11 protein-coding genes are annotated in these 19,614 nt (G+C 52.4%); 3 read left to right on the top strand and 8 right to left on the bottom strand.

From position 1 onward, the window contains the following. Positions 1-45: 45 nt before the first annotated feature. Together KGP21_RS02005 and KGP21_RS02010 are read right to left on the bottom strand one after the other, a co-directional pair. Positions 46-747 carry a fimbria/pilus periplasmic chaperone gene (locus KGP21_RS02005; protein WP_094982068.1) on the bottom strand — a complete coding sequence of 234 codons (702 nt, stop codon included), beginning with the start codon at positions 745-747 and terminating at the stop codon, positions 46-48. A gap of 51 nt (positions 748-798) precedes the next feature. Next, positions 799-1,338: a fimbrial protein gene (locus tag KGP21_RS02010; RefSeq protein ID WP_094982069.1), complete on the bottom strand. Its 540-nt coding sequence runs from the start codon at positions 1,336-1,338 to the stop codon at positions 799-801. A 650-nt stretch (positions 1,339-1,988) separates the two neighbouring features. On the opposite strand from KGP21_RS02010, the gene KGP21_RS02015 reads away from it, so the two are divergent. Both KGP21_RS02015 and KGP21_RS02020 read left to right on the top strand, forming a co-directional pair. Continuing rightward, complete coding sequence (locus tag KGP21_RS02015) at positions 1,989-2,651, top strand: LuxR C-terminal-related transcriptional regulator (protein WP_094982070.1); 663 nt, start codon at positions 1,989-1,991, stop codon at positions 2,649-2,651. Between the two features lie 327 nt (positions 2,652-2,978). Further along, positions 2,979-3,908: a LysR substrate-binding domain-containing protein gene (locus KGP21_RS02020; protein WP_037376703.1), complete on the top strand. Its 930-nt coding sequence runs from the start codon at positions 2,979-2,981 to the stop codon at positions 3,906-3,908. 140 nt (positions 3,909-4,048) lie between these two features. On the opposite strand, the gene KGP21_RS02025 is transcribed toward KGP21_RS02020, so the two are convergent. The 6 genes from KGP21_RS02025 to KGP21_RS02050 all read right to left on the bottom strand — a co-directional run bounded on the left by KGP21_RS02025 (position 4,049) and on the right by KGP21_RS02050 (position 10,190). Further along, the gene (locus KGP21_RS02025) at positions 4,049-5,077 is read right to left on the bottom strand and encodes a hypothetical protein (protein ID WP_094982071.1); all 1,029 of its coding nucleotides are present in this window, start codon (positions 5,075-5,077) and stop codon (positions 4,049-4,051) included. A gap of 86 nt (positions 5,078-5,163) precedes the next feature. Further along, on the bottom strand, positions 5,164-5,661 hold the full coding sequence (locus KGP21_RS02030; protein ID WP_141234346.1) for a hypothetical protein: 498 nt from the start codon (positions 5,659-5,661) through the stop codon (positions 5,164-5,166). Positions 5,662-5,711: 50 nt separating this feature from the next. Continuing rightward, entirely contained in the window at positions 5,712-6,383 is a 672-nt protein-coding gene (locus KGP21_RS02035; protein WP_094982073.1) for a hypothetical protein, read from the bottom strand. Then, positions 6,352-7,032: a pilus assembly protein gene (locus KGP21_RS02040; protein ID WP_094982076.1), complete on the bottom strand. Its 681-nt coding sequence runs from the start codon at positions 7,030-7,032 to the stop codon at positions 6,352-6,354. The genes KGP21_RS02035 and KGP21_RS02040 overlap by 32 nt, the downstream gene beginning before the upstream one ends. 71 nt (positions 7,033-7,103) lie before the next feature. Continuing rightward, positions 7,104-9,224, bottom strand: coding sequence for a TcfC E-set like domain-containing protein (locus KGP21_RS02045; protein WP_172413941.1), 2,121 nt, complete (start codon positions 9,222-9,224; stop codon positions 7,104-7,106). 468 nt (positions 9,225-9,692) lie between these two features. Continuing rightward, complete coding sequence (locus tag KGP21_RS02050) at positions 9,693-10,190, bottom strand: CS1 type fimbrial major subunit (RefSeq protein ID WP_021808090.1); 498 nt, start codon at positions 10,188-10,190, stop codon at positions 9,693-9,695. A gap of 946 nt (positions 10,191-11,136) precedes the next feature. Between KGP21_RS02050 and KGP21_RS02055 the strand changes: the two genes are divergently transcribed. Then, complete coding sequence (locus tag KGP21_RS02055) at positions 11,137-19,473, top strand: Ig-like domain-containing protein (protein ID WP_223537032.1); 8,337 nt, start codon at positions 11,137-11,139, stop codon at positions 19,471-19,473. The last annotated feature ends 141 nt before the right edge of the window (positions 19,474-19,614 follow it).

The raw sequence follows: 19,614 nt of genomic DNA on the forward strand, positions 1-19,614 counted from the left end.
ATGGATGGCTAGTTAAATAAATTACGCGTATAACTTAAACCATTACTATTTAATTTCGGCGTTAAATGAATTAATGGCGCCGTAGTCGTTAACAAATTCACCGCTCACTGTATTCCCCTTATTAGCAGGTATTGCCAAGGTCAGGGCAGATCTCGGTGCTACCATCTCGCCTTCAATTTTTTTGCCATTTACCGTCAGGCTGACAAAAGACACATAATAGGGTGTTGGGTTGAACGCCTGCAGGCTACTGCCTTTTACGCTCCAAGTGACTGCCTGAGCGGCATCATTCGCGTTACCTGCCAATCCTGCTGGGCGATAAAACACTTTAATGCGTGAGCGAAACGCCATTTGCAGGTAGTTTTCATCAGATTTTGCCTGTTTCTTAGTGGGCACTTCCAGTACGTTGAGCCAAAATACCGACTCTTTATCCATGGGTAACGACCCCCCTGAGTAACTAATCCGTAACGTCTGGCCCTTGCCTCCTTCTACCCGGTTTATTGGGGGGCTAAGTATAAAGGGAACCTTAATCGCTGCCGGTTTGGCATTAATATCACCTGTATCCAACCAGCTTTGGATCAAGACGGGAGAATTACCCGTATTATCAAGTCTGACGCTGACTTCTTTTTGATCCGAAGGGTAAATAACTCGTGTCCCATTAATCACGATACTTGCCAAACTATGAGTACTGAATAGGGCCAGCACGGCCAAGCCAGCTACTCGTAAAATGCTTTGAAAGGGAAAACGCATAAAGTCTCCTGAAGTAGATTATTTGGGAGGGGGAGCCCCTCCCTCAAGGCATTACTTGTACTGAATAGAGTAAATAACACTGCTGACGACGGTGCCTGGGGTGGTTGCACCTTCAGCATAATACTCAACAAAATAGGGCAAGTTAGTGCTACCAGACTCGACGTTTACAAACGAGTTGCCGTTGATCTGATCCGCGTTACCCGCTTTGATCACCGCTTGAGAAGCACTGGTACCATCACGCAATTGCAGGCTGACGTTTTGTGCCGTACCGGTGTTCTTAAGGCGGCCGGTAAGCACATCTACCGTTGCACCAGCTTCAAAGAAAGCGGAGGCGGTTTTCAAACTACCGCTGCAGTTGGCCAGTGCCAGGGTGAAACCGGTGAGCCCGGCCGTCTGTGCCGCACTTCCTAGCTGACCAATACTAACAATTGGCAGGGTAACCGTCGGGTTGCTAGCTTGGCCGTCGACAACGACCTCGCAGGTGTTATTACTTAACTGCCCCTGAAAATTGATGGTACCGCCAGAAGCAGCCTGAGCCAGACCAGAAGAGAGCATGACGCCTGCGATAGCAGACAGAATAAATTTGTTCATTTACTTTCCTTAATTACAGTTAACAAAGCGTCGTGTTTATAAAAAGACGCTGTGAATAAGTACGTTAGTTGTTGAATAATATGAGACACCTCTTCCAAATAGAATTATCTCTCACAGACTTATCAGTAATAAGAAGGCTGTATTAAACCTTTCCTATATAAAGAAAAGAGATGATGTTCTCTTTTAAGTGATGTGCCTTTCAACGAGGTGTACTTTAGGGGGTAAATATAATCCCTGTAAATATAGTTTTTTCTATTGGTGATAAAAATAAGTTATTTAAAGCAATAAAACCCTTATAAAACAACGACGGCGTATTTATAATTATTTTTAATATCCCTGAAGTTTTTTGTTATACGGTGAGTTTATTACTTTTAATTATCACCGATAGAAAATACTTCCTTCACAACGACCAAGTAAAATCCTATACTTGCTGAAAATAAAGGTAGGGTTGCGCTTGTTAATGTCTGAGGTACCATCTTTAACTTAAAGCTATTAGCAATGCAAAATATTCTGATGGCTTTCATTACAGGGAAAGGTAATCTCACCGGTAAATATCGTAGCTGCTAGAGTAATGATAGTAGCAATGAGTATGGTGTTTTAAGAAGAAAATCTTACCAAAAGCGTCATATCCCAAAAACCATGAGGAAGTAATGAGAAGGAAAAAAGTCGTTTTGCAATGCTCCTGTAATTTTATGCGAGCAGGGTTAGAGGCATTAATTAAAGAGACGGATTTGTCGGTCTCTCTTGATATTGTAGACAGTAGCGGTAGTTTTTCAGAATGCGAGGACGCTTTAAACATCTTGCCGGTAGTGAATTTAGTCATCCTAACGGTCTGTAACCGTGATTATAACCTGACCTCACTGTTGCAACTTGTTGGAGAGCGTTTGCCGAAAATGCATCCCAACAGCAAAGTGATACTGATAGGTGATATAGCCGATGTCAACCCACTAAAATGTTACTTTAGTGGGTTGAGAAACGTCAGTATGATACTGGATAAGGCAATAACGATTGATGAGTTAAGTAGGGAATTGCTGAGCACGACCGTGAATAAAGAGTCAGGTTTCGGAAAACGTTCCACAATGCTTACACCGCGTGAATTAGAGATTCTGCGCATGCTGCTGGATGGTGACACCGCGAGAAAGATAGCTGACGACTTGAAACTAAATTTCAGAACAGTAAGCCATCATAAACGTGCAGCCTTGGCCAAGCTGGGGGTTCGTTCATTATGCCCCTTGGTGAATCTGATGGGGAAAAGAAAATATAACAAGAGCGCCTCGCCTTGGGAGAGGGTATTGGGTCAAATTAGTCTGTAAGCGATATAGCAAATCGAGTCGTAAAGTAAGATAAATTCATGGATATAAAAGGGAAGGAAAACAGCATAATGCTGGTGGTAGTTCGTTACTGATGTATTAACGGCCTATGCCTTAATACATTACCCACCAATCTTGTGGGTCGTTGCCATAGCGGCATCAGGATAAGCCATCAATATCTCGCTTTATCTTGTTATTGCCTGTTTTTAACTAAGATAAAACGAATTAATAGCAGCGTCGTTCCCTGATCGGTTTTGTCTTAAGAGGGTTTTATGTCCCTATAATGGAATATAAAAATCAATAATATAGTGAGAAACAGATATCATCGTTATGAAAAATCTGCCCAAACCTAACCAGCTTAAAGTGTTCCAGTCGATTATCGAACACGGGAGTTTTCGGGCTGCAGCCAAAGCCCTGCATCAGACTCAGCCTGCATTGACACAATCAATGAATGAACTTGAGAAAATGTTAGGCACTCCACTTCTGATGCGTGGACCGCGTGGGGTGGTACTGACCGAAGCAGGTAAACTTTTTGAGCCGCGAGTTCAATTGGTGCTGAAAGAGCTGGAGCGCGCAGTCAATGAAGCAAAGCAGCTTAGTGCCACCTCTCAGGGAACCATTGAGTTGGGGAGTTCGTCGTTACCCTTTTTTACCATGTTGCCAGCGGCAATCCAGCGTTTTAATAAACGCTTTCCGCAGGTCAACATTAATCTTACGGAAGGCCAAATTTCTGAGCTATTACCTGCCCTGCGAGGGGGAGAATTAGACTTCGTCATCGGTGCAACGTCGCCGGAAACGATCCTGGCTAGCGAATTTATTGAAGAGCCATTCTTTACCACTCCTTTTGCCGTGGTGGCACACCGAGATCATCCATTGGCCAAGAGCACCTCGCTGAGCCAGCTCAAACAGGCCAAATGGTATTTACCCACAGCGAAAATAGGTTACTTCGGTGAACTTGATGCACTGCTGTTCCCAGAAGGTGAAGAGAACTCACAGACTATTATTCGGGGGGACACGGCGGCCATCACGTTGCAGATGGTGATGAATGCTGGCTTTTTGACCGTGGCCGCGAAAGAGATGCTTCGGGTACCTTATCTAAGCCAGCAGTTGTGCATAATACCGATCGAAGAGCAATTACCCGATGCGTCCTACAGTTTTATCTATTCTCATCGTTTACCGTTGACGATGCATGCCAGGACCATGATAGATAAACTGCAATGGGAATGTAAGATCTATCCTTGGTCCGGGGAGGTTGAGTAATCAATGGCTTTACCCGTCGTCCTTCAAGTTGCCGCGGTGGCGACTAGCCGCAACTTGAAGTGACTTGAGGATAAATCGTTCCGCTTCCCCATCTGGGGTTTGTTAATAATCAATAAAAACTAGATAAAGTGAATATTGAATTATGCTTTAGGGCTGATGACAAAATTTACGCTACCCGTGTGCATCCCTTCCTTAGTCGCCGCGTTTTTAAACAGGTTGATCTTTGGCGTCCAACACATCTGGCTACGGTCAGGAGTGCTACTGGCAGTCTGCGTCAATGTGATGTATTTAGTACTTGCTGTCGGGAAACTGAAGTCGTTTGCCGTCACTCCGTCGTTGCTGGCCAACTGCAGGTTATAAAACAACTGGCTAGCAGTGCCTTGTAGGGTAAATAAACTACGTCCACTTTGCATGCTTGCGGTGTTTGTTACACTCAACGCGTAGGTTTTATTTTTTACCCCTGCCGTTACATAGTTGATACACAGATTATTACTGGCGATATTACTAATCGATGCCGCATAACCGTTTCCACTTGCCGAAATATCGGGTAAGTTGCTTACATCAAGGGTATTCATCTGCCACACCGCCGAACTCATGCTGAATGCTGGCTCAGGGATATCGACATCTTCAGGCTTGGGAATATTCGCTATAGAAAGCTGGCATCCATTAGCCGCAATATAAATAACACTGGTCTGAGCACCGCCACTCTGCCCTGCGCCGCTCATGTTTTCGGTTGTGAGGCGAGCACGTAAACCCGGGTATGCCCCCGCAGTGTCCGTAGTAAAATCTATGGAAATAAACGAACTGAACATAATTACGTTAGCGCTCGGAACACCGTAAAAACTCAATGCACGAGTGCCGATATTGTAACCTAAGTTAGCATTGGCAACCACATTACTAAAAGTGCTAGTAGAGCTGTTTTGTGGATGAACGATTAAATTTGTACCCAATGTGGTTGGCACTTCGACATAAAAGTTACTCCGAGTAGTCACACTCCCCCCTGCCACGGGGGTCACCACGTAGGTGAATTTTGCCTGAAACTTATTAGTTCCTAATTTGGTAACAGAGCAATTGGTGATATTTTGGTTATATTGAGTTGCCATTACGTGTGTGCTTAATGCCAGCAGAGAGCAAGCCATCAAACGCGATAAATTTACTATTATCTTCATATCTCTCTCGCGATTAGCGCGTAAACTTCCAATTGATTTTTTCAACTCACGCCATTGCTGTATTCACAAGGGCGTTCTAGTTTTTCTTAAACTTTAACTTCAAACATCATTATCAGTTTACCGACATAATTGCCCGATATCTTCCCCAGCACACCTGTAGGTTGGCGGGCGGAGACGGAAAGCAGATAGCTGCCCGTCGAGATGCCTCCCACCTGTGTAGGATTGCTGAAATCTACCGGCGTAGCACTCAGTGGTTTTAGCGTGGTTGCGTTGCTGCCAAGCCCTACTTGTTCGGTGGTAAAAGACAGAGCTGCGTCGGTTTCATGAGTCAGTATCAGCGGATTAACCAGTGAGACCCTAAAGTCTTGCCCATTGCGGATGCTGACCTGAACCGGTACCTGAGCCTGATAGCGCGTGATGTCACTGCCCACGCTGTTGCTGAGTGTTAACGTGTCATACCAACCACCGCCGGGTTTCTCTACCGTGATCTGAACCAGATTGGTGAGGGTAATGCTGATGGGCACGCTGCCCAGCGCGGTGTCAGCAGCATTTACCGTGCTCCCTGTCAGCAGTAAGACTGCCATTATTGCCTGCTGCCATAACTTCATGCTGTTCATCCCTTTATTATCTGCTCTCATTTGCTGCACTGAAGGCTGAAGGGCTTGTTCTGCACATTACCACTCAATGTGCTCCCTGCCATTTGCCTTGGTGTGCCGGGGTAGACATTAAAATCATCCACGGCTTGGCCATTCAGCTTCAGTTCGCTGAATGCTACTCGCACCGTGCCGGTGGCCTGCAACTGTAGACTGCTGGCTTCACAACTGTGCTGCCAGGTAGCAACCTGCTTAACCGGCAACTGGCGTACCAGGCCGTTAAACCCCAGGCTGACCAACATTACATTGTCTCGGGTACCGCTAATGCTGGCTTTTTGCTGGGGAATAACCGCCAGGCGGTACACCCTCTCTCTTTCCGGCGTTTTTAGCGCCGTTAACTGCACCGGTTTCTGCTGGCGTGGTCCCAGCGAGAGTTTGAATGGTGCAGCATACAGATAAGGATCTTTGCTCATCCCCAGAGGTATCAACTGCTCCTCATCGATAGGCACGCCGGGATTACCGATCTCAAACAGAGTGATGCCAACAAATTCCGGCGAATCGCCGGTGTTGCTGACCTGTACCTCCGCCTGTTCCCCCTGCATCTCAACAATTTTCGGGCTGATATCAATCAGTGCCTGTGCCACCCCAAAAGGGAGGAAGCACAGCAGTAGTGCTGTGACCTCACGGGCAACGGATGTCAAACGGCTGGCCATCGGCATTTCCTTTCAGGTTTTTTACCGGGAACACCAATGGTGTGCCTGGGAACACTTTTTGTTCCTTTGCCATATTGTTTGCCGGGGTCGCTTGCAACTGCTTGAACAACGAGTGCACGCTACCATTGGATGTCAGTTGCAGACCGCCTACAGTACATTGATGGCTCCAGGCCCTGGTCTGTCCCCCTGAAGAAGGCAAGTGATGGACTAAGACGCCATAAGCCACACCGAAGGTCAGTGGGGCGCTGATTTTTTCTTTGTTTTCATCTCCTACCACCTTGATGCTGGACACCGGGACGATATACAGCCGGTAGAGCGTCTCTCTGACAGGGGCTTTCAACGCGACCAGATTGATATCGCGTTTCTGGCCCGGCCCCAGCGTCAGTTTGGCCGGGCTGGCCATCATCTCAGGGACGGTGATATCACCAATGGCTGTCTTGCGCTCTGGGGTCTCACCAGGGTTCTCGACACGCATCAGATCCACCTTCAGATAAAGTGGTTTATCGCCGAGGTTGCTGACCTGTACGGTACGGGGTTGCTGCCCTTCGACGGTGCTACGCGCTGGCATTACCATCAGTTGGCCATCAGCATGGGCCAGGTAACTTAGAGCCAGAAGGCTGACTACCACCCCAGACTGCAATTGTTTAATCATGGTTTTCCTTATTCATTCTCATCAATTCTTCGCTGTTCCCGCAGGCGACATCCTCAGGGATATCCGTTTCAACCTGCTATACAGAGATAGCGTTTATCTTTTGGTTTGCTCATGTCGCAGCGGTATCGCCCCTGCTTACCGGTCACGGTGATTTCTTTAATCAACGTCGTGGACGCCAGTGAGAACAGGCCATTCGGGTAGACCGTATCACCTGTCTCGCTTACCGTGCCGCTCACCGGCCCTCCATGGTTATTGACTAGGAAGCCGTTATACAGCAGGTTCATTTCCACCTCGGCTTGCACCGGATACACCTGCCCAGGGTGGGCGCGTACTACGTTGGCGGGCAGACGGATATTCATGTCCATGTCTGCATCTACCGACTGCGCCTGGGCAAAAGTCACGTCCTGATAGCTGGCCAATGGCACCGCATAAGTACCGCCACCACCAACCGGGTTGCCTTCCACCTTGAAGCCATATTTCGCGTCACCCAGTTTCGGGGTACGAACCAGCATGGCGGCACCACTCGGGCTGGTGCGCCCCAAGGCAAATCCATCCTGGCTTGCGGCAAACATGCCGTTGTAGTTGAAGCTGCCACTGGTGATATGGTCGTCGACCCCAACGCGTAAAGAAGCATCCCCACGGGTGCCGTTGCGGCGGGCATTCAAGCCAACCGCATTGGTGCGGCCAACGTCACTGAAATCAATACCGGCGGTGGTGGTACCGGTGCTGTCCTCAAATTCACGGGCGTAACTCCCACCGGTATAGAGTTTGCCGTTGTTATAGGCGGCGTTCAGGGTGCCGGTATTGCGGTCCAGCATGATGGTGGTATTCAGGTACAGCCCGTAATTGTTGCTGCTGTTGTCATAACCACCTTTCTGCACACCCATGGCGATCACCGCCCAAACCCCGTTGCCACGCCAGTTCCAGGTGCTCTGCAACTGATGTCGTTCGCTGTTGCTATAGCGGCTGTAGTTGTAGCCCAGGCGGGTCGGGCCGAACTGGCGGCTATAGCCAAATGCGGTGCTGTTGTTGGCCGGGTAGAACTCGGACACCGCGGTATTCTGGTACTGCGAGGCGGTCAGGTACCCCAATTGCTGGTTGCCTGCGCTCAGGCTGGCGTAGCCACCAACGCGTTTTTCCCCGGCCATCACGCCCACGGTCGGCGTCACTTCCATGTCCGCGACTTGCATTGGTCGGGTGAGGTTATGTTCCATCGCCCAACGGTTGCCGGTCCCTTTTAGCAGTGCGCTGCTGGCCGCAAACCAGTTGGTCTGAAAGCTGGCCCCTGCGCTGAGGAGGCTTTTCTCTGTATCAAGCTCTTTACCCAGCGTGACATACCAGCCAGTGCTGCCGCCGTAATTGATATTGGCAATCTGTTGGTTCTCACTGCTCACCACTTGGCCGCTGCGATTGACCAATCGAACCTCGACGCTATAGAAGCCGCCGGGCAACTGGTTATAGTCAATCTCGTTACGACCGATCACCGCTGGCAGACGGCGGATAAGACGGCCATCACGATAGAACTCGTAGTCACCGTCAGCGGTAGCGAACAGCACCATCTTGCCGGCGGACTGGTTGTCGCGCTTCAGGTTGTCCTGGCTGCCCAAGGTGACAAACTGGTCAAAGCTCGGGTTGAGTGACGTGCTGACGCTGCCAGCGGCGGTATCGCGGCTGTCCTGACGGCCACTGCGCAGGTAGGTATTGGCGAAATTCTTCTGCAAATACCAGGTACTTACGCCCTGATCGATGGTCCGAGTATCGAAATTTTTGCTGTCGTTGTAATACCAGCTCAGGTAGCCATAGCTCTGTGAAGGCAGACCAAGGTAACCCTGACCGAAGGCGGAGACAGCACGGTACTCGTTGGATGCGGTGCGCACATCCAGCGATTGGTTGTGGATGAAGCCCATCATGGTCTGGGGCTGCACGTAACGCTTGCTGCCATCGGTGATAGTTAGTGACTGCTTGACCTTGTCGAGCGAGACGGTTTGGCCCTTGATGGTATAGTCACAGCCGTTGGGGCAGACCGCATAAGGTATCTGTGCCAGTACCTTGTTCAGTAGCTCGATCTGCTCGGTTGAAATCCCATTTTGGCGATAAAGCGCCTCATCAAAAGTGAGCCGATTTTGCTGGGCAGACCAACTGACCGGGCCAGGTAGAGGAGTGCTGTCGAGGGTGGCGAGAAATTGCATGGAGGAATCCCGCTCGGCCTCAGAGAAACCTGCGGGCACCTGATATTCAATTTGAGCTCCCTCAGCATAAGTGGCTGCTGACGGAGTCAATAATAATAAACCTGTTGCCCATCCTGGGATACTTCTGCCCATCTTATATTCCATATATAGAGACTCAACAATACGGCCAGTAACCTATTATTAATTTTTTGATTTTAATAATTAACAAGCCACACCCTATCTATTTTTTTTACTAGATATACAGAAAGATTCCGTTATAAAAACAGAAGATGGCGTTCGTCGTATGCTATTAGGGTTATCCGGAGATAACCCTAAGTTTATTAAGCAATTAAGCGTCATTTAGCGCTTTGTGATATCTACTCTACAATAATTCGAGTTACATGAAGGTGACACACGGTACCCCCCAAGAATGGGCGAGTAATAACCGTCAACACAGAGGCAACTAGACGTATGAAGAGGATAACGTTATTAAGCCTTTGGCTCGAACAACATGACCAGATCGCCCTGGTATGAACCATTGGTGCTACCGGTCGCATTGGTTGGCGCCTTGGCATCGATTTTCAGCGTATAGGTGTTGTCATATCCACCTGGAGCAGTAGTGGTTTGCATCACTTTCAGCGGGGTACCCTGAACGACGGTTTTACCCGCAAAACTGACCACTACGTTAGACAACTGGGCACCATCAGCACGGTTGATGGTCAGTGGCTGAACCAGAGATACGTTGACTTCGTTGTCGGTGGTGTAAACACGCACTGGCAGATCGTTAGAAGCAAACTCAGTCTGGGTATAATCTTTGGCAAACAATTCTTCTTTGTCATACCAGGTGCTACCGTCTGGCTTAGAAACAAAAATAGCATCGTTGATGTTAGCTACGATGGTAATTTCTTTTTTCACGCCGTTGGCGGCATGTGCCATACCGGCCGACAGCAGAGCTGTAGCAACAACAGACAGAAGGAGCTTTTTCATTGTGACTTTCCTTATTATTAAAACTAACAGACGTCCTTGTCATCAAGGATCGCTTTGATTTACCTGTTCAAACCAAACAGGGTGAAAAAAACCCTTATTAAAGGATTGTTTGCAGTCTGCTTAGCGCTATTTACCTTTGTCCACATTAGACATTATGGAATAAATGAAAACGTACTACATGCAGCTGAGTTTTTAGACGTATCTCTCATGTGCGTGAAGAATATAGCCCCACGCAACAACGATTACAAGCCAATATATTTTTATCAGTGATAGGGGAAGTTAATACTCAATCTATAACTGGAATCGCTATCGATTGAAATTATGTTATCACCGATAAAAATTACTTTATTTACGTTCTTTAAGATACCCAATACAATGGTGAAAATTTGGTGGCAAGATGAACAGGGAAAAGTACAGCCATGAAGTTATCATAGTCAGAAGATCAATGATTATCCTGCAGTGAATATTTCCCATGAAAACTGAAGCTGGACATTAATTTAATCACGGAAGGTCGAGGTTCTTGCTTGCGATGATTTCACCTATCAGCATTTACAGTTAATTCTCGAAATCATCTTTTGCAGGGAGGATCTTAATCTTTTTATTGATGTTTTACATTCCATTGATTTAACTTGTTAATTTCAATTATATGCAATTAATTAAGATATCCATTTTATTGATGTAAGAGTCACATCTTCATTATCACTCAAGTTATAACTTAATGATTAGTATTATTTTTAATTAAGCTAAACATCCTTTAAATACTTGAAAACAGGTAAGCCTGATGCATTGGGCCCCTCCTGCAAGTATGTCTTTTCAATTTATCTATAAGGTAGTTGCAGTGAAAAAGCACGATTTACCTTCACGCCGCAAGGCTGGAGCATTTAAAAAATCTCGGATAGCCACATTGTTAGCTTGGGCTAACATTGTTACCCAAGTGGTTTTCCCGATGAGTATTGCCTATACCCCGGCAGTCATGGCGGCGAAAGATACCCATACTGAGGATGAACAGGCGGTTGCGACGGCAGCAAGCCGTTTGGCGGGTGTGTTAGCCAGCGGCGATCCAACCAAACAGGCCGAATCTATCGCTCGTGGTGCTGCGACCAGTACCGCGAATGACGCCGTTGAAAACTGGCTGAATCAATTTGGTACTGCCAAAGTACAATTGAACCTGGATGACAAACTTAATCTGAAAGGCAGCCAATTAGACGTTCTGTTACCCCTGCAAGATACCCCAAGCCTGCTTACCTTCAGCCAACTGGGTACGCGCTATATTGACGATCGCCTCACGCTCAACGCTGGCATAGGGCAACGTCATTTTATCGATCAGCAAATGTTTGGCTATAACCTCTTCCTGGATCGCGATATCCAAGGCAGTCACTCACGCATCGGTATTGGTGCTGAATATGCACGTGATTACCTGCGGATTGCTACCAACGGCTATTTTGGCGTGAGTGGTTGGAAGAACTCGCGCGATCTGGACGGTTTTGATGAAAAAGCCGCTAATGGCTTTGATATCCGTACAGAAGCCTATCTGCCATCGATGCCACAATTGGGTGGCAAGCTGGTTTATGAGCAGTATTTTGGTGATGACGTCGGTTTATTTGGTAAAGATAAGCGCCAGTCCGATCCTGCTGCCGTCACTTTCGGTGTGAATTATTCTCCTGTGCCCTTGGTTAGCTTCGGCGTAGACCACAAACAGGGAACCAGCGGTATGGAGGATACTCGTTTCAATCTTTCCCTCAATTATTCCTTCGGCACCGAACTGTCAAAACAGCTCGATCCGGCCAATATGGCGGCAAAACGTACGCTGGCAGGCAGCCGCTACGATCTGGTAGACCGCAATAATGAAATTGTTCTGCAATATCGTGAGCAGAAGTTACTGAGCGTGGTGATGGATCCGCTGTTACAGGGGGATTCCGGCCAAACTATTGAGTTACCGATCACCGTCACCAGTAAGCATGGTGTTGCTTCATTTGAGTGGAAAGCAGACCTGTTTACCGCCGCTGGCGGGAAAATCATCCCTAATGGTCAGGGGTGGCAGGCCGTGTTGCCATCGTATAACCTGTTGGAAAATAACAACTATCCTATCAGCGTGACCGTCATCGATAAATCGGGTAACCGTTCTGAGCCTGCTCAAGGGGAAGTCGTAGTTACCGGTTTTGGTATTGCAGCAACCTCTAATCTGAACATTAAAAATGCGCGTTTGCCTGCAGATGGTCGCTCTACAACGCAAGTAGAATTGTCACTGAAGGATGGCAGCGGTCGTCCAATCAGTGGGATCGCCGGGCAGATTACGCTGAACAGCCAATTCCAACCGCCATCAGCGGCAAGCAAAATCAGTCCTGCTTCTGCCACAGTACACCCCATTGCTCATGCCATAGGTGAGGTAAGCGAATCCAAAGATCGCCCAGGTGTCTATCTTGCCACGTTCACTGCTGGCAGCAGCGTGGGTGTAGTGAAGATCACGGCAAGCGTATCCGGGTCAGCGATAGCAGTGAAAGAGGCTTCCGTAACGTTATCGGCAGACAATGCCTCGGCCAAGATCGACGAGAACGGGCTGACCGGCAAGCTGGGTAATACCTTGGCCAACGGCAGCGATGTCAACACCGTGCAGTTGCCGGTGAAAGACGCACAGGGCAACCCAGTGCCGGGCTTCGATGTCACCTTTACTGTGACCAACCCGGATGGCAGCACCCGTCAGCAGACGGTGACCACCGACGAGAACGGCATCGCCTCTCTGCCGGTGACCAGCGACAAAGCGGGCAGCGTGAAGGTGGAAGCAGAGGTGGGCGGCGTGACCAGCAGCACCGAGCTGAGCTTCGTGGCTGACAATGCCTCGGCCAAGATCGACGAGAACGGCCTGTCGGGCAAGTCAGGCAGCACCGTGGCCAACGGCAGCGATGTGAATCTCGTACAGTTGCCGGTGAAAGACGCGCAGGGTAACCCGCTGCCGGGCTTTGATGTCACCTTTACCGTGACCAACCCGGACGGCAGCACCCGTCAGCAGACGGTGACCACCGACGAGAACGGCATTGCCGCTCTGCCGGTAACCAGCGACAAGGCAGGCAGCGTCAAGGTAGAAGCAGAAGTCGGCGGTGTGACCAGCAGCACCGAGCTGAGCTTCGTGGCTGACAACAGCACGGCCAAGATCGACGAGAACGGGCTGACGGCAGAAGCGGGTAACACCGTGGCCAACGGCAACGATGTGAACCTCGTGCAGTTGCCGGTGAAGGACGCGCAGGGTAACCCAGTGCCGGGCTTTGACGTCACCTTTACCGTGACCGATCCGGACGGTTCGACCCGTCAGCAGACGGTGACCACCGACGAGAACGGCATTGCCGCTCTGCCGGTAACCAGCGATAAAGCAGGCAGCGTCAAGGTAGAAGCAGAAGTCGGCGGCGTGACCAGCAGCACCGAGCTGAGCTTCGTGGCCGACGGCAGCACCGCGACCATCGACGAGAACGGCCTGACCGGTAACGCGGGTAACACCACCGCCAACGGCACCGACGTGAACACCGTGCAGTTGCCGGTGAAAGACGCCAAGGGCAACCCACTGCCGGGCGTTGACGTCACCTTTACCGTGACCAACCCGGACGGCTCTACCCGTCAGCAGACGGTGACCACCGACGAGAACGGCATCGCCGCTCTGCCTGTCACCAGTGACAAAGCAGGCAGCGTGAAAGTGGAAGCAGAAGTGGGCGGCGTCACCAGCAGCACCGAACTGAGCTTCGTGGCCGACAGCAGCACCGCGACCATCGACGAGAACGGCCTGACCGGCAAAGCGGGTAACACCACCGCCAACGGCACCGACGTGAACACCGTGCAGTTGCCGGTGAAAGACGCCAAGGGCAACCCACTGCCGGGCGTTGACGTCACCTTTACCGTGACCAACCCGGACGGCTCTACCCGTCAGCAGACGGTGACCACCGACGAGAACGGCATCGCCGCTCTGCCTGTCACCAGCGACAAAGCAGGCAGCGTGAAAGTGGAAGCAGAAGTGGGCGGCGTCACCAGCAGCACCGAACTGAGCTTCGTGGCCGACAGCAGCACCGCGACTATCGACGAGAACGGCCTGACCGGTAACGCGGGTAACACCACCGCCAACGGCACCGACGTGAACACCGTGCAGTTGCCGGTGAAAGACGCCAAGGGCAACCCACTGCCGGGCGTTGACGTCACCTTTACCGTGACCGATCCGGACGGCAGTACCCGTCAGCAGACGGTGACCACCGACGAGAACGGCATCGCCGCTCTGCCTGTCACCAGTGACAAAGCAGGCAGCGTGAAAGTGGAAGCAGAAGTGGGCGGCGTCACCAGCAGCACCGAACTGAGCTTCGTGGCCGACAGCAGCACCGCGACCATCGACGAGAACGGCCTGACCGGCAAAGCGGGTAACACCCTGGCCAACGGCAGCGATGTCAACACCGTGCAGTTGCCGGTGAAAGACGCCAAGGGCAACCCACTGCCGGGCGTTGACGTCACCTTTACCGTGACCAACCCGGACGGTTCGACCCGTCAGCAGACCGTGACCACCGACGAGAACGGCATCGCCGCTCTGCCTGTCACCAGTGACAAAGCAGGCAGCGTGAAAGTGGAAGCAGAAGTGGGCGGCGTCACCAGCAGCACCGAACTGAGCTTCGTGGCCGACAGCAGCACCGCGACCATCGACGAGAACGGCCTGACCGGCAAAGCGGGTAACACCACCGCCAACGGCACCGACGTGAACACCGTGCAGTTGCCGGTGAAAGACGCCAAGGGCAACCCACTGCCGGGCGTTGACGTCACCTTTACCGTGACCAACCCGGACGGCTCTACCCGTCAGCAGACGGTGACCACCGACGAGAACGGCATCGCCGCTCTGCCTGTCACCAGCGACAAAGCAGGCAGCGTGAAAGTGGAAGCAGAAGTGGGCGGCGTCACCAGCAGCACCGAACTGAGCTTCGTGGCCGACAGCAGCACCGCGACCATCGACGAGAACGGCCTGACCGGTAACGCGGGTAACACCACCGCCAACGGCACCGACGTGAACACCGTGCAGTTGCCGGTGAAAGACGCCAAGGGCAACCCACTGCCGGGCGTTGACGTCACCTTTACCGTGACCGATCCGGACGGCAGTACCCGTCAGCAGACGGTGACCACCGACGAGAACGGCATCGCCGCTCTGCCTGTCACCAGTGACAAAGCAGGCAGCGTGAAAGTGGAAGCAGAAGTGGGCGGCGTCACCAGCAGCACCGAACTGAGCTTCGTGGCCGACAGCAGCACCGCGACCATCGACGAGAACGGCCTGACCGGTAACGCGGGTAACACCACCGCCAACGGCACCGACGTGAATACCGTGCAGTTGCCGGTGAAAGACGCCAAGGGCAACCCACTGCCGGGCGTTGACGTCACCTTTACCGTGACCAACCCGGACGGCAGTACCCGTCAGCAGACGGTGACCACCGACGAGAACGGCATTGCCGCTCTGCCGGTAACCAGCGATAAAGCAGGCAGCGTCAAGGTAGAAGCAGAAGTCGGCGGCGTGACCAGCAGCACCGAGCTGAGCTTCGTGGCCGACAGCAGCACGGCCAAGATCGATGAGAACGGGCTGACCGGCAAAGCGGGTAACACCCTGGCCAACGGCAGCGATGTCAACACCGTGCAGTTGCCGGTGAAAGACGCCAAGGGCAACCCACTGCCGGGCGTTGACGTCACCTTTACCGTGACCAACCCGGACGGTTCGACCCGTCAGCAGACGGTGACCACCGACGAGAACGGCATTGCCGCTCTGCCGGTAACCAGCGACAAAGCGGGCAGCGTGAAGGTGGAAGCAGAGGTGGGCGGCGTCACCAGCAGCACCGAACTGAGCTTCGTGGCCGACAGCAGCACCGCGACCATCGACGAGAACGGGCTGACCGGCAAAGCGGGTAACACCCTGGCCAACGGCAGCGATGTCAACACCGTGCAGTTGCCGGTGAAAGACGCCAAGGGCAACCCACTGCCGGGCGTTGACGTCACCTTTACCGTGACCAACCCGGACGGCTCTACCCGTCAGCAGACGGTGACCACCGACGAGAACGGCATCGCCGCTCTGCCTGTCACCAGCGACAAAGCAGGCAGCGTGAAAGTGGAAGCAGAAGTGGGCGGCGTCACCAGCAGCACCGAACTGAGCTTCGTGGCCGACAGCAGCACCGCGACCATCGACGAGAACGGCCTGACCGGTAACGCGGGTAACACCACCGCCAACGGCACCGACGTGAACACCGTGCAGTTGCCAGTGAAGGACGCGCAGGGTAACCCAGTGCCGGGCTTTGACGTCACCTTTACCGTGACCGATCCGGACGGCAGTACCCGTCAGCAGACGGTGACCACCGACGAGAACGGCATTGCCGCTCTGCCGGTAACCAGCGATAAAGCAGGCAGCGTCAAGGTAGAAGCAGAGGTGGGCGGCGTGACCAGCAGCACCGAGCTGAGCTTCGTGGCCGACAACAGCACGGCCAAGATCGACGAGAACGGGCTGACGGCAGAAGCGGGTAACACCCTGGCCAACGGCACCGATGTGAACCTCGTGCAGTTGCCAGTGAAGGACGCGCAGGGTAACCCAGTGCCGGGCTTTGACGTCACCTTTACCGTGACTAACCCGGACGGTTCGACCCGTCAGCAGACCGTGACCACCGACGAGAACGGCATCGCCGCTCTGCCGGTAACCAGCGACAAAGCGGGCAGCGTGAAGGTGGAAGCAGAGGTGGGCGGCGTGACCAGCAGCACCGAGCTGAGCTTCGTGGCCGACAGCAGCACCGCGACCATCGACGAGAACGGGCTGACCGGCAAAGCGGGTAACACCGTGGCCAACGGCAGCGATGTCAACACCGTGCAGTTGCCGGTGAAAGACGCCAAGGGCAACCCACTGCCGGGCGTTGACGTCACCTTTACCGTGACCAACCCGGACGGCTCTACCCGTCAGCAGACGGTGACCACCGACGAGAACGGCATCGCCGCTCTGCCTGTCACCAGTGACAAAGCAGGCAGCGTGAAGGTGGAAGCAGAGGTGGGCGGCGTGACCAGCAGCACCGAGCTGAGCTTCGTGGCTGACAGCAGCACGGCCAAGATCGACGAGAACGGCCTGACCGGTAACGCGGGTAACACCACCGCCAACGGCACCGACGTGAACACCGTGCAGTTGCCGGTGAAAGACGCCAAGGGCAACCCACTGCCGGGCGTTGACGTCACCTTTACCGTGACTAACCCGGACGGCAGCACCCGTCAGCAGACGGTGACCACCGACGAGAACGGCATCGCCGCTCTGCCGGTAACCAGCGATAAAGCAGGCAGCGTCAAGGTAGAAGCAGAAGTCGGCGGCGTGACCAGCAGCACCGAGCTGAGCTTCGTGGCCGACAACAGTACGGCCAAGATCGACGAGAGCGGGCTGACCGGCAAAGCGGGTAACACCCTGGCCAACGGCAGCGATGTGAACCTCGTGCAGTTGCCGGTAAAAGACGCGCAGGGCAACCCGATCCCGGGCTTTGATGTCACCTTTACCGTGACCAACCCGGACGGCAGCACCCGTCAGCAGACGGTGACCACCGACGAGAACGGCATCGCCGCTCTGCCGGTAACCAGCGATAAAGCAGGCAGCGTCAAGGTGGAAGCAGAGGTGGGCGGCGTGACCAGCAGCACCGATCTGAGCTTCGTGGCTGACAGCAGCACGGCCAAGATCGACGAGAACGGGCTGACGGCAGAAGCGGGTAACACCCTGGCCAACGGCAGCGATGTGAACCTCGTGCAGTTGCCAGTGAAGGACGCGCAGGGCAACCCGATCCCGGGCTTTGACGTCACCTTTACCGTGACCAACCCGGACGGCTCTACCCGTCAGCAGACCGTGACCACCGACGAGAACGGCATCGCCGCTCTGCCGGTGAGCAGCGATAAGGCGGGCAGCGTGAAAGTGGAAGCAGAAGTGGGCGGCGTCACCAGCAGCACCGAACTGAGCTTCGTGGCCGACAGCAGCACCGCGACCATCGACGAGAACGGCCTGACCGGTAACGCGGGTAACACCACCGCCAACGGCACCGACGTGAATACCGTGCAGTTGCCGGTGAAAGACGCCAAGGGCAACCCACTGCCGGGCGTTGACGTCACCTTTACCGTGACCAACCCGGACGGTTCGACCCGTCAGCAGACGGTGACCACCGACGAGAACGGCATTGCCGCTCTGCCGGTAACCAGCGACAAAGCGGGCAGCGTCAAGGTGGAAGCAGAGGTGGGCGGCGTGACCAGCAGCACCGATCTGAGCTTCGTGGCAGGGGATGTGGTTGCTGAAAACTCCAGCCTGGAGACGGCCTCCGCCAGTATTGAGGCGAACGGGACAGACGCCACGGTGATTACGTTGACGCTGAAAGACAGCAACGATAATCCAGTCACCGGCCAGACCGTGACCTTTAGCACTACGCTGGGTAGCATAGGTAGTGTAACTGAGGGCAAAAACGGGGTGTATACCGCGACGTTGACAGCAGGTAAGGCTGCGGGTACTGCAACACTGGGGGTTAAAGTAGGTGGAAACGCATTAGGTGTGACAGGCTCCGTCACGTTAACACCAAGAGCAGTAGGCACGGCCCAATCGGGGTTGATTGCAAGCAAAGCCAGTATCAATGCCGATGACCGTACGGGTTCTACTATCACCCTGACGGCCAAGGATGAGTACGGTGACGCAATCACTGGTCTGGATCTTGAGTTTGTTGCCGATCTGGCGAACACCGAGATAACGGCGGTTGTTGACAATAACAATGGTACTTATACCGCAAGTATTAATGGTACCAAGACTGGTGTTGCCAATATTACCGTATTGTCTTCCGGTGTCGCGTTAGAGGGGCTGACAACAACGGTGACAATAACGCCGGGCGCATGGAATGCAGCGCAAGACACACCAATAATAGCGGTGAGTCAACCGATTGTATATTCAAGGTTCGCTAATGACTCCTACAAGAGAAATTATGTCACTGTAGAGGCGCTACCGTTATACGATAATCACGGTAATAAAATTGCAGGGGAGTTGACATATACGTTAGGTGATGCAAGTGTCAAAGATATAAGTGGAGCGGTAACTAATGTAGGTTCCGCGATTGATCTGAAACGGCTAAGTGGCACCAGCTATAGTTTTGCTATCGCAAGTGATAATTATTCGAGCCAAGCATTGGCTGACGAGAATAAAATTGTCAGGACAGATGTTACAATCACGGTAACGGGTGTTAAAGATGATTTTAAAATAACGCCAGTCAATAAAAAGTTTGTTTTAGGGAATGGCTAATAAGCCAGGTCGTCGGGCAATGTACTTTTGCTTGACGGCTATAGTGCCCGGCACTATGACTTAGTATAAAAGCCCCTGTTTTAATAGGGGCTTTTTTTGTCTTCGATCTGGCATCGTTGAACCATGGTCAGTTGTTGGTTT

The organism is Serratia sp. JSRIV004, assembly GCF_019968705.1.
Lineage (GTDB): Bacteria > Pseudomonadota > Gammaproteobacteria > Enterobacterales > Enterobacteriaceae > Chania > Chania fonticola_B.

What these genes read in the sequence shown, in the direction of transcription:
- KGP21_RS02005 (WP_094982068.1), bottom strand. Translation starts at nt 747, where the DNA reads ATGCGTTTTCCCTTTCAAAGCATTTTACGAGTAGCTGGCTTGGCCGTG.
- KGP21_RS02010 (WP_094982069.1), bottom strand. Translation starts at nt 1,338, where the DNA reads ATGAACAAATTTATTCTGTCTGCTATCGCAGGCGTCATGCTCTCTTCT.
- KGP21_RS02015 (WP_094982070.1), top strand. Translation starts at nt 1,989, where the DNA reads ATGAGAAGGAAAAAAGTCGTTTTGCAATGCTCCTGTAATTTTATGCGA.
- KGP21_RS02020 (WP_037376703.1), top strand. Translation starts at nt 2,979, where the DNA reads ATGAAAAATCTGCCCAAACCTAACCAGCTTAAAGTGTTCCAGTCGATT.
- KGP21_RS02025 (WP_094982071.1), bottom strand. Translation starts at nt 5,077, where the DNA reads ATGAAGATAATAGTAAATTTATCGCGTTTGATGGCTTGCTCTCTGCTG.
- KGP21_RS02030 (WP_141234346.1), bottom strand. Translation starts at nt 5,661, where the DNA reads ATGGCAGTCTTACTGCTGACAGGGAGCACGGTAAATGCTGCTGACACC.
- KGP21_RS02035 (WP_094982073.1), bottom strand. Translation starts at nt 6,383, where the DNA reads ATGGCCAGCCGTTTGACATCCGTTGCCCGTGAGGTCACAGCACTACTG.
- KGP21_RS02045 (WP_172413941.1), bottom strand. Translation starts at nt 9,224, where the DNA reads ATGCAATTTCTCGCCACCCTCGACAGCACTCCTCTACCTGGCCCGGTC.
- KGP21_RS02050 (WP_021808090.1), bottom strand. Translation starts at nt 10,190, where the DNA reads ATGAAAAAGCTCCTTCTGTCTGTTGTTGCTACAGCTCTGCTGTCGGCC.
- KGP21_RS02055 (WP_223537032.1), top strand. Translation starts at nt 11,137, where the DNA reads ATGAGTATTGCCTATACCCCGGCAGTCATGGCGGCGAAAGATACCCAT.